At 45.1% G+C, this 12416-nt stretch carries 8 protein-coding genes; 5 read left to right on the top strand and 3 right to left on the bottom strand.

Annotated features, from left to right (window positions below; all coding sequences use genetic code 11):
• Positions 1-155 precede the first annotated feature (155 nt).
• The gene (locus DWY57_RS19265) at positions 156-1871 is read right to left on the bottom strand and encodes a DUF6377 domain-containing protein (protein ID WP_117601289.1); all 1716 of its coding nucleotides are present in this window, start codon (positions 1869-1871) and stop codon (positions 156-158) included.
• A 370-nt stretch (positions 1872-2241) separates the two neighbouring features.
• On the opposite strand from DWY57_RS19265, the gene DWY57_RS19260 reads away from it, so the two are divergent.
• From DWY57_RS19260 to DWY57_RS19245, 4 genes are read left to right on the top strand one after another with little or no spacing between them, the layout of a single operon-like run.
• Positions 2242-5226, top strand: coding sequence for a TonB-dependent receptor (locus DWY57_RS19260; RefSeq protein ID WP_117966992.1), 2985 nt, complete (start codon positions 2242-2244; stop codon positions 5224-5226).
• Positions 5227-5245: 19 nt separating this feature from the next.
• On the top strand, positions 5246-6772 hold the full coding sequence (locus DWY57_RS19255; RefSeq protein WP_117601291.1) for a RagB/SusD family nutrient uptake outer membrane protein: 1527 nt from the start codon (positions 5246-5248) through the stop codon (positions 6770-6772).
• Positions 6773-6803: 31 nt separating this feature from the next.
• The gene (locus tag DWY57_RS19250) at positions 6804-8303 is read left to right on the top strand and encodes a glycoside hydrolase family 30 protein (RefSeq protein ID WP_117601292.1); all 1500 of its coding nucleotides are present in this window, start codon (positions 6804-6806) and stop codon (positions 8301-8303) included.
• 27 nt (positions 8304-8330) lie between these two features.
• Positions 8331-9662, top strand: a complete 1332-nt coding sequence (locus DWY57_RS19245; RefSeq protein WP_117601293.1) for a DUF5125 domain-containing protein — start codon at positions 8331-8333, stop codon at positions 9660-9662.
• A 93-nt stretch (positions 9663-9755) separates the two neighbouring features.
• On the opposite strand, the gene DWY57_RS19240 is transcribed toward DWY57_RS19245, so the two are convergent.
• Together DWY57_RS19240 and DWY57_RS19235 are read right to left on the bottom strand one after the other, a co-directional pair.
• Positions 9756-10100 (bottom strand): hypothetical protein, encoded by a 345-nt coding sequence (locus tag DWY57_RS19240; protein ID WP_117601294.1) that lies wholly within the window; start codon positions 10098-10100, stop codon positions 9756-9758.
• Positions 10097-10405, bottom strand: coding sequence for a septum formation initiator family protein (locus DWY57_RS19235; RefSeq protein ID WP_005824736.1), 309 nt, complete (start codon positions 10403-10405; stop codon positions 10097-10099). Before DWY57_RS19235 ends, DWY57_RS19240 begins: the two co-directional genes overlap by 4 nt.
• Before the next feature lie 142 nt (positions 10406-10547).
• Here DWY57_RS19235 and DWY57_RS19230 point away from each other — a divergent pair, with 142 nt between their 5' ends.
• Entirely contained in the window at positions 10548-12362 is a 1815-nt protein-coding gene (locus DWY57_RS19230) for a DNA polymerase III subunit gamma/tau (RefSeq protein WP_119962290.1), read from the top strand.
• Positions 12363-12416 lie beyond the last annotated feature (54 nt).

Here is a 12416-nt window from a genome sequence, read left to right as displayed (position 1 = left end):
CCCGTGTTTCTTTCTTACCACAGCTGTGGTAAGAAAGAAACACGGGTGTGGAAAGATTAGTTCTTAGGGAAAAATAAGGTGGTACATCGCAGTTTGTATCCTAATTCTTAGCTACCATCTATACGTCATACAGCGACAATCAGTAGAAGCCTTTATCAAGTCCACTTCTGTGCCCTACCCAAAGAACGCACAGCGGCAGCAAACTCTTCCCGAGGAATGATAGCCTTATTACGTGTCTTCAAACGATTATTATAAACGGTCTGAGGTGAATAATGCAAGAATTCGGCAATCTTCACACTATCAGTGATACCTAAACGCACCAAAGCATAAATGCGCAATTCCGTATTCAGCAACTCACCATCTTTTAGCACAATCTGCTCGTCAGGATGGAGCAAGGCATTGAAGTCACTTACAAAATCCGGATAAATGTGCAAGAAGATAGCATCAAAGTTATGATAGAACTCTTTCAGCTCATTCTGTGCCATAGAATGAGTATCGGTTAATGCTTTCACATCCTCCAACTGATTTGCCTTAAGCTTACGATTGATATTTTTCCGATACTCATCCAGCTTGCTGATATAATTGGAACAAATGGAAAAAACATAACCTATGTATTCCTCCTTCACATAGTTGGATTCACGAAGCTGATTATTGGTATCTCTCAGCTGTTCATTCAAAGAAGTAAGCTGTACATTCGTTTCTGCCACTTGTCCGTGCATTTTCGAAAGTTCTTCCACATGCTTATTCAAGCGGTTGTTTGCCTCATTCAGCTGTTGGCGCGACTGCTTCAACCGCTTCATCTGCTTATATATATACAGAAAAGCAAACAAGGATATCAAGGACAAGACACTGACCAATACCAAATACATACGTAACCGCGCTTCTTGCTTCTGATTACGTTCCTGATAAATCTGATGAATGGTGTCCTGCACCGCAGAGATGCCTACTACTCTCACCCGGTTCCGATATGCCAAGGCATTCTGCAAGCAGTAACTCATGTAGACATAGGCATGGTCAATATCACCCAAACTAAAAAGCACCCCCGCCAGCTCTTCCAGCGAAGCAATATCTTTATTGGAGATACGTACATCGGCCATAGCAGAATATATCAGGTAAGTCAGATAATTTTCTTGCTCATCGGACTCGCGATAAAAGCAAGCCAGCACGTAAGCATTCATGGCATCACGCCGAGTATCGAATGCAGAATTAAAGATTCCCTTCTGCAAACGCTCCTTAAAAACATACATACTGTCCGTACCTTGCACTACCTGCCCCTTATACCACAAGAACAAGGGATGTTCAGGGGTAAGAACCATATTCAAGGAGTCTTTGTAAACACGTTCCAACTGTGCATAATGTTCATGCAAAGTGGCCATTTCACTACCGGTATACTGATTGAAATGCGAATACAGATACAGCATTTGTCCATAATAGTCCACTAACAATTCTTTGGGGAGCGAACCGCCTGAAACTCCGCGCAATTCATCCTGGGCTTCTTTCAACAAACCGGTGGCAGCCAACAGAAAAGACTTTTTTATCTTCCACTCCATCTGCCGGTATTTATCATTCTGCCTATAAACTATATCCAAATTATCTACCACATAATTCATTGCAGAATCGGCATTATAGACACAATACTCATCATAAAGATTTTTATTCAACCAATATCTCTCCTCCAAAGTACGCACATCCTTTTGAAGCTTGTGCAACTGAGCAATCTTCGCCTCTTTAAGCATAACAAACGTGTTTTTCTGCGCAATCAGAGAGTCAAGGCGTACCAGTAGTTCTTTTATCTTTTCACTGTAAGGTGCCGCATTCAGGAAAGTACACCCCACCAGCAAAAACAGCAAAGCTATGATTTTTCTTTTCATTTCTATTATTTACATAAAGCAGAGAGCACAAAGATAAATTAATCTATCTAAAGATAAGCTACTTCTACCCTAAAAAAGTACACTAAAATTAAGAGCTATTTCGATCGTTTGAAGTAATAACACAGTATGTCCAAACCTACTTCCATAGTAGCAAACCTTTACTTTACCCACTAACCACAAACATTATAATACACTGATTTTATGATATTTAAATTTTATACAGACTTACTTCCACACATTACCCACCTATCAGACAAATAGGGTTGTCCACTATCTTTGCAAACAGAAAGGAAAGTGTACTATGGAAAAACAACTAATCCCTATTAGAACATACTTTTCTAAATAAATCAAATCTTTTAATAAAAGTACTATGAGAATGATTACAAGAAATCTTCTTACGCGGAGTTACAAGCTCCTTCTGACATTACTCGTACTGCTAATGTCAACAAATGCATTTGCCCAACGATTGACAGCTACGGGTAAAGTAGTAGATACCGCAGGCCTGGAGGTCATCGGCGCATCTGTATTGGAAAAGGGAACAACAAACGGTGTTGTCACCAATCTAGACGGAGAGTTTTCCCTAAGTGTAGAACAAAATGCCACACTGGTAATATCTTTCATCGGCTATAAAACGATGGAGGTAAAAGCAACCACCAACATGAATGTCACATTGCAGGAAGACAACGAACTGCTGGACGAAGTGGTAGTCATCGGCTATGGAAGTGTAAAACGCAAAGACGTAACCACTGCCGTATCTACGGTTTCTACAAAGGATTTGGATCAGCGCCCCATTGTATCGGCCGCCCAAGCCCTACAAGGCAAAGCAGCTGGTGTGTCGGTTATGCAGCCCAGCGGCGAACCGGGCGGTGGTATGAGTATCCGTGTACGTGGTACCACCTCATTCAATGGTAGCAACGACCCGCTCTACGTAGTGGATGGTGTACCTGTAGACAATATCAACTTCTTATCACCCAATGATATCGAAAGCCTCTCTATCTTAAAGGACGCTTCATCGGCAGCCATCTATGGTTCACGTGCAGCCAACGGTGTAGTACTAATTACGACCAAAGCCGGAGCAGAAGGCAATGCCAAAGTAGCACTGAACGTACAATATGGTATGACGAAAGTGGCCAAAAGCATGGAGGCTTTGAATACAGAGCAATACCGTGAATTACAGAAAGAGATTGGCGCCGTCAATCCCGCTGACCTTGAAGGTTTAACAGACCAAACAGACTGGTTTGACGAGGTTTACAAAACCGGACAGACTCAGAACTATCAAGTGTCCGTGTCTAACGGAAACGAAAAGATGAAATACTTCCTCTCTGCCGGTTATCTGGATGAAAAAGGAATTTTGGAAGGTACGTACTTCAAACGATACAGCTTCCGTGCCAATATCGACAACCAAATACGCAGTTGGCTGAATGTAAGTGCCAATATCTCCTACTCCGATAACATCGGAAACACCGGCATCATTTCCGGAACAGGTGCCAACCGTGGAGGTGTAGTCCTTTCGGTTATCAATACACCGACCTATGCTCCTATTTGGGACCCTGAAAAGCCGAATCAATACAATAAGAACTTCTATGGGGTAAATATCATGAACCCGATGGAAAACCTAGCCCGCCAGAAAAACAACAAAAACAAGGAAAACCGCCTCATCGCATCCGGAGCCGCTACCATCAGCTTCCTGCCCAACCTGAAGTTGAAATCATCTGTAGCACTGGACCGCCGCAACGGTGTAAGCACTACATTTCTCGATCCAATATCAACTACCGACGGACGCAACAGTTTCGGAACAGCCTCTGACAACCGAAACATGAATACCGTATTGGTTTTCGATAATGTATTAACTTACAACACCAACATCAAGAAACATGGTATCGACGTCATGGCAGGTTCTTCCTACACCAAATCAGACTATACCAACAGCTATATTAATGGTTCACACTTCCGGGACGATAAAATACACACTCTGAATGCCGCCAATAAAATTTCATGGGACGGTACCGGATCAGGAGCCTCACAGTGGGCTATCTCTTCCTATTTTGCCCGTGTGTCCTACAATTATGACAGTAAGTACATGCTTACCATGAACATGCGTGCCGACGGTTCATCCAAGCTGCATCCCGACCATCGCTGGGGCATTTTCCCCTCCTTCTCGGCTGCCTGGCGTATTTCGTCAGAGAAATTCATGAAAGACATTACTTGGATTGATGACTTGAAGCTTCGCGGCGGCTGGGGACAGACCGGTAACCAAAGCGGCATAGGTGATTACTCATATCTGCAACGCTACAACATCAACCGCATACCGTGGTTTGAAGAAGGCAACGACCATGCAGTTCCCGGTATCAGCCAAGCCAACCTTAGAACAAGTGACCTGAAATGGGAAACCACCAGCCAAACCAACATCGGTCTTGACTTAACTGTGCTGAACAATAGACTGACCTTCAGCATGGATTACTATTACAAGAAGACAACAGACATGTTGATGAATGTAAGTCTGCCTGCAGGTGCAGCAGCAACTACCAGCATCACCCGTAATGAAGGCGAAATGACCAATAAAGGATTTGAATTCTCACTCAATTCTCACAACCTGACCGGCGAATTCTCTTGGGACACAGACTTCAACATATCTTTCAACAAGAACAAGCTGACTAAGCTATCATTACAAAAAGTCTATACAGCAGCAAGCAGTGCCGAGGTAGTAAAGGAAAACATCGTACGCAATGAACCGGGACGTCCTTTGGGTGGCTTCTACGGCTACATCAGTGACGGTGTAGATCCCGAAACCGGTAACTTGATTTATCGCGACCTCAACGAAGACGGCAAAATTTCCACTTCTGACCGTACCTATATCGGCGATCCGAATCCCGACTTCATCTACGGATTGACGAACACTTTTACTTGGAAAGACCTTAGTCTGAGCATCTTCATTCAGGGAAGCTACGGAAACGACATCTTCAATGTGTCCCGCATGGAAACCGAAGGTATGTATGACGGTAAAAACCAATCAACAGAAGTTTTGAAACGATGGAGGATTCCCGGACAGATTACCAGTGTTCCGAGAGCCAACTTCAACATCAAGAACTCCACTTACTTTGTAGAAGATGGCAGTTATCTGCGTGTCAAAGACATCTCACTCTCTTACAACATCCGTTGCCGCCAGTTTAAGAAATGGGGTATCAGCCGCGTACAACCCTACTTCACTGCAAGCAATTTGCTAACCTGGACCAGTTATTCCGGTATGGACCCTGAAGTAAACCAATATGGCAACAGCGGTTCCGTACAAGGTATCGACTATGGAACCTATCCACAGAGTAAAGCATTCGTTTTCGGTATCAATGTTGAATTCTAAAAAAAAGAAGAAATAACTTATGAAATCAAAGCATATATATAAAAGTATAGCTTGCGGTGTACTGTTGGCACTAACCGCAACCTCATGTGATCTGGACTATAATCCGGTAGACAGCTACTCGGATGTAACGGAAGGAGTGGACAAAACAGATGAAAAACCTATTTTCAACAGTGTGCAAGATGTGGAAACCTCAATGGTAACCCTTCATAAAAAATTCCGCGACCAGCAGGAGCACTGGTATGTCGACAAACTGCTTATCGGTGACGCCCACTCCGACAATGCATACGCCGGAACAACGGGTGCAGAAGTAGTACCTTATGAAACCAATTCCATTGAAGGATCTAATTCCGTACTAAAACGTGACTGGGACCGTTTTCTGGGTGATATTGCCGAAGCCAACCGCATCATCGTAGGCTGTGAGCAACTCAAGGCCCTCAGCGACAGTGAACGTGGCAAATATCAATCACAAGCCAAGATATTCCGTGCCATGGTAATGTTCGATATGGTACGTTTATGGGGGAATTTCCCTGTCATCACTACCGTGGGTGGTGACATCACCGAAGACAACGTAGAAGAGATGTACCCGACCTACTTTCCTCCACAGAATACAGCTGAAGAGGCTTATGCCCAAATAGAAAAAGACTTGACTGAAGCTGTGGAAAACCCCAACACACCGACAAACGATGCATCCGACAAGAGCATACTTACCAAATCGGTGGCACGTGCCATGCTTGCCAAAGTCTATGCAGAAAAGCCTCTGCGCGATTATGCAAAAGTTATCAAATATGCCGACGAATTGGCTGCCGACGGCTTCGACCTTGTAGAAGACTTCAGCGACCTTTGGGCTTATGATACAGAAAAAAAAGACTGCCGGGTACGCAATACTAAAGAAGCTATTCTCGAAGCTCATTTTCCTCCTGGTTCAGGTAACTGGTGTACGTGGATGTTTGGCCGCAACTTAAGCAACTGGGATGAAAGCTTTACCTGGGCCAAATGGATTACCCCTTCCCGCGACCTTATCCGCCTCTATGAGGAGCAAGGAGACACGAAACGCTACAATGAGTCTGTTGTATGGTACGAGTGCGGATGGAGCAACTATTATCCGGCAGACCATTATGCTTTCATGTACAAATGCCGCTCTGCTTTCAACAGTATCATTTATCTGAGATATGCCGACATCCTACTTCTTAAGGCTGAAGCCAAAATTATGGGAGAAACTCCCGACCTGAACGGTGCAGCCGACATTATTGACCGCATCCGTAACCGTGCCGGACTGGGTAAACTTCCACAAAGCACCCGTAGCAGTAAAGAAGCATTGCTCCAAGCTTATATGGACGAACGCCGTATGGAACTTGCTTTTGAGGGACAACGCTGGTACGACCTTTGCCGCCTCAATAAGGTAGAAGAAGTGATGAACGCCGTTTATGCCAAAGACAGTGGCCGCCTTGCACAAGAGAATTTGTTTAATGAAAACTCTTATCTACTCGCAATCCCTCAGGGAGCCATTGACCAGAATGAGAATTTGGTACAGAATCCAGGCTATTAACAATAAAAAGTAATATAAAAATCAATAGAATATGAATTTGAAAAATATATTCACTACCGCATTAGGCTGCTTCGCTGTATTGGCAGCCTGCGGCAATGATAATGACAGTGACGTCACTCCTACACCAGACCAACCTACAGAAGAGGCAAAAGATGTTACTATCTATGTGACGAACACCAGCCGTACTTACGACTTGAAAAAGTCTGGACTGGCCTTCGGCACCGGAAGCAACATGTCACCTTCTACCGTGACACTCGACCCCACCACCCGTTATCAGGAAATGGACGGTTTTGGCGCAGCCATTACTGGCTCTACCAGTTACAACCTGATGCAAATGACACAAGAGAACCGCACGAAGTTTCTGACTGAGACATTCTCGGATAAAGAAGGCTACGGCTTCAGCTATGTACGTATTGCCATCGGTTGTTCCGACTTCTCATTCAGTGAATTTACTTGCTGTGACGAAAAGGGACTTGAGCACTTTGCCCTTCCGATGGAAGACACCAAGTATGTAATTCCTATATTGAAGGAAATTCTAGCAATCAATCCTACTGTCAAAGTGATTGCTGCTCCATGGACATGTCCGAAGTGGATGAAAGTGAAAAGCCTGGAAGAACGTGTACCCTTTGACTCATGGACCAGCGGACACTTGAACCCCGAATATTACAGAACGTATGGCGAATATTTCGTAAAATGGATACAAGCTTTCGAAAAGGAAGGTATCAAAATCCACGCTGTGACTCCGCAGAACGAACCGCTGAACCACGGTAACTCAGCATCCTTGTTTATGGGATGGGAAGAAGCCCGTGACTTCATCAAGACCGGCCTGGGTCCCGCTTTCAAAGAAGCCGGAGTTGCCACAAAGATTTATGTTTTCGACCATAACTATAACTACGACAATCTGGCCGATCAAAAAAGTTACCCCACCAAGATTTATGATGATGCGGAAGCCTCACAGTACATTGCAGGTGCTGCCTACCACAATTATGGCGGTAACCGTTCCGAACTGCTGAACATCCATAAGCTTTACCCCAACAAGGAATTGCTTTTCACAGAAACATCCATCGGCACCTGGAACTCCGGCCGCGATTTAGAAGCACGTCTGCTTAACGATATGGAAGAAATAGCATTGGGGACAGCCAACAACTGGTGCCGCGGTGCCATTGTGTGGAACCTGATGTTAGACAGTGACCTGGGACCGGTAAGCCCTTCAGACGGTTCTTGCAAGACCTGCTACGGTGCAGTAGATATCGACAATACAAACTATTCTAAAATTGTCCGCAATTCCCATTATTACCTTATCGGCCACATGTCTTCAGTCGTGAAACCAGGTGCTGTACGTATCGGAACGACTGGTTACACTGCCAATGGGGTCACCTACTCGGCCTTTGAAAACACTGACGGCACCTATGCCTTCGTATTGGCAAACAACAATGCAGATGCCAAACGAATTACTGTAAGTGACGGCACTCACTACTTCTCCTACGAAGTACCGGCTAAAGCAGTCGTTTCTTATCGTTGGAAAAAATAAGACTAACAAATTAAACAGAAGATTATAATGAAAAACTTTAAATACTATCTGATGGCATTGGCAAGCATAGCCATGCTGAATGCCTGCAGCGATGACGATCCGGTTCCCGGCAACCCGACAATGGACTTTCAGGCAGAACCTTCTTCAGCCTTGTTCGGCGACAGTCTGCCTTTTACAATCAAAGCTTCGGACGCAGATGTACCTCTTTCTACACTGAAAGCACAGTTATACTTCAGTGACGAAATGGTTTCCGAAACTGTAATCCGTACCAAAGTTAGCGGACAAGAGTATAACGGGAAAATATATGTTCCCTATCTGGCAAACATTCCCAACGGAACAGCTACACTGAAGTTTATCCTGCAGAACATCAACTTTACGATTACAGAAAAAAGCTACGACGTGGCGCTGAGTCGTCCGGACTTCCCCTACCTGACTCTGATTTCTGGAGACCAAGAATACCGCATGGAAAAAGTCGCAGCCAATCAGTATAGTGTGACCAGTGAATTTGCACAAAAAGTGAAAGGTTACATCAAAGCTCCTAAAGTAGGCGCCAACGGCAATGAAATCAATTTCGGATGGAGTAACGGTGCCATCACACAAGGTACTTCCAGTGAGATTACTTTCTCCAGTCTGTCAGCCGGGAAGTATTCCATCTCCTTCAACACGCTGACTTATGCGGCCGCCCCTTTCGTGAAATTGTTACTGAACGGCTCTGAAATGGAAATGGTGGATGATAACCATTACAGCATCGACCTCAACCTGAAACAAGGGGACAACATCACCGCAGATATTCCCAACTTCAACCAGTACTGGATAGATCCCGACTTCTTCAAAAAGAATGAAGACGGTTCACTGAAATTTTTACCCATCGACGGAACTTACCGTATCATTGCCAATCTGGACCTAAATTATTTGGAAGTATTGAAAATGAACGGAACAAGTACCGATACACTGAACGATGACGGAACCGGTGCCCTTTGGATTATCGGTGATGGCATCGGTAAGCCCTCAGTAGCAACCAATGCCGTAGGTTGGACCACAGAGAAAGGGCTCTGCATGTCACAGATTGAAGCAAAGAAATATCAGGTGACGGTAGTAGCGGGAGAGCAAATCAAATCAGATGACATCAACTTCAAGTTCTTCCACCAGCAAGGTTGGGGAGGTGAATATAAAAACGATGCCTTGTCTACCACCAGTGACCTAGTATTTATAGGTGACGGTACCAATGGACGTGATGCCGGCAACTTGGGACTCGTAAAAGGCAAAAGTTTGGAAAACGGTGTTGCTTACCGGTTCACTGTTGACGTAACGGCAGGTATCTCTTCGGCAGTTCTGACAGTAGAAAAGGTAGAAAGATAGACGGATAACGCAGAAGATTAACTAAATGAGAAAGGGGCTGGCTCTATAAAAGAGTTCAGCCCCTCTTGTTTATGCAGAATATATGTTCCGGATTTAGCTTAAACCTTCTTTCGCCTCCTCTTGTGGAATACGTACCGAAGTGTAAAGCTCAAGAATGGCGGCTATCGTCAGAGACACAATCCATTCATTGCCCCTTGTAAAGAGCATAAATGCCCCCGTAAGCACCAGCAAAAGTGCACCGAATATTTGCTGCCGACGCAGGCGTTTGACGGTGGGACTTTTACACTTGGACGGAGAATTGATTTGTGCCAAAGCAACCATCGTAGCACCGACAGTATATATATAAGGTGAAAGAGGCCAGCCCGTAATATAAACGGCAGCTCCAGCCAGGAGCATCACGGCCCCTACTGCAAAAAGGGCGGGTATCAGTTGTTTCATTCTTCTATATCTTCTTCAAATACATAAATATCCTCATTGGGCTTTTTCATCAGATACTTCTCACGGGCAATCCGTTCGATGGCACCGGAGTCGACGGCAAGTTCATTGAGCCGTTCGGTATTCTCCTCGTATTCCTTGCGGTACTTTTCTATTTCATCGCGCAGACGGCTTTCTTCCCGGGCGTAACCCAAACGGCGTACAACACTGTTCTCATCCAGGAACCCGATAATTACAGCAAACAACGCAAGCGTAATCAAATATTTATGCTTGCGGACAAAAGACCAGAGAGAAGCAAGTTTATCCATCTCGTTATCTACTATTTAGCAATTTATCATTCATGATGGAACTTGCCCATCATATAACTTCACGTCACAAAGATAAGAGGAATAACCGAAAGATTTCTTTTTTTTGTGTACATTTGCACAAAAAGCAAAGAATATCCCGAATATGGAAAACTATATCGTATCTGCACGGAAATATCGTCCCTCGACCTTTGAGTCTGTGGTAGGCCAACGTGCACTGACCACTACCTTGAAGAATGCCATTGCCACCGGAAAATTGGCGCATGCCTATCTTTTTTGCGGTCCGAGAGGCGTGGGAAAAACGACCTGTGCCCGTATCTTTGCTAAAACAATCAACTGCATGAGTCCCACAGCAGACGGTGAAGCATGCAACCAGTGTGAATCCTGCACTGCCTTCAATGAGCAACGCTCCTACAATATCCATGAACTGGATGCCGCCTCAAACAACTCTGTAGATGACATCCGCCAATTGGTGGAGCAGGTACGCATACCACCTCAGATAGGTAAATACAAAGTATATATCATTGACGAGGTACATATGCTGTCCGCCTCGGCTTTCAATGCTTTCCTGAAAACACTGGAAGAGCCTCCACGCCATGCCATATTCATCCTTGCCACTACCGAGAAGCACAAGATACTGCCCACCATCCTTTCACGCTGCCAAATATATGATTTCAGCCGGATTGGTGTGGAAGATACCGTAGCACACCTCGCATATGTCGCCTCCAAAGAAGGTATCACTGCTGAACCGGAAGCGTTGAATGTCATTGCCCTCAAAGCAGACGGCGGTATGCGCGACGCACTATCCATCTTCGACCAGGTGGTAAGCTTCACCGGAGGACACATCACCTATAAGAGCGTGATTGAAAACCTCAATGTGCTGGACTATGAATACTACTTCAAACTAACCGGATTCTTTCTTGAGAACAAAATCAGTGACGCGTTGCTATTACTGAATGATGTGCTCAACAAAGGCTTCGACGGCAGCCACTTCATCACCGGACTTTCATCCCACCTGCGCGACTTGCTTGTCAGCAAAGACCCGGCGACACTGCCGTTGCTTGAAGTGGGCGCAAGCATCCGCGAACGTTACCAAGCACAAGCACAGCAATGCCCCCTCCCTTTTCTTTACCGTGCCATGAAGCTCTGCAACGATTGTGACCTGAACTACCGTGCCAGTAAAAACAAACGGCTACTGGTAGAGCTTACTCTGATACAAGTGGCACAACTGACCGCCGAGGAGGACGACGGTACCAATGGGCGCAGCCCTAAACAAGCTATAAAACCCATATTCACGCAGCCTGCCGCCGTTCAGCAGCCACAAGCCACTGCTGCCATGCCCCAACAAACTGTACAGCCGGCAGTACAACCAAACAGAACTCCTCAACCTGCTGCTACGCAGCATGGCAATACTACAACTCCACATGCTACACCTGCTGCCGTATTAATGGCGCAAGGGAGAGAAGAGAAAAAAATTCCGGTCATGAAAATGTCCGGATTAGGGGTCTCCATCAAACGCCCCCATATAGAAGAGGAACAAAGAAACCCTTCATCTAACCCTACTGCCGCCCACCAAGCAGCACAACCGGAAGAAGACTACATCTTCAATGAAAGGGATTTGAACTATTACTGGCAGGAGTATGCCGGACGTATGCCCAAGGAGCAAGTAGCCATAGCCAAGCGTATGCAGAACATGCGCATCACTTTAATAAATGACACAACTTTTGAGGCTGTGGTAGATAATGAAATCGTTGCCAAGGAATTTACCGGCATGATACCCACTCTGCAAAATTACCTACGTACCCGGCTAAAGAACCGCAAAGTCACCATGACTGTCCGGATTAGTGCTCCTACCGAAAAGGTACGTGCCTATGGACGCGTTGAAAAATTCCAGATGATGGCACAAAAGAACAGTGCACTGTTACAACTAAAAGAAGAGTTTGGTTTGGAACTGTATTAATTCCTTCCAATCGACTGCATAAAGTTGCTAACAAATTGAGTATAAAGGAGAAAA

Source organism: Bacteroides sp. AF25-5LB (genome assembly GCF_003602965.1).
Taxonomy (GTDB): domain Bacteria; phylum Bacteroidota; class Bacteroidia; order Bacteroidales; family Bacteroidaceae; genus Bacteroides; species Bacteroides uniformis.
The sequence above is the reverse complement of the archived record's forward strand: the minus strand, read 5'-3'. Positions and strand labels throughout refer to the sequence as shown.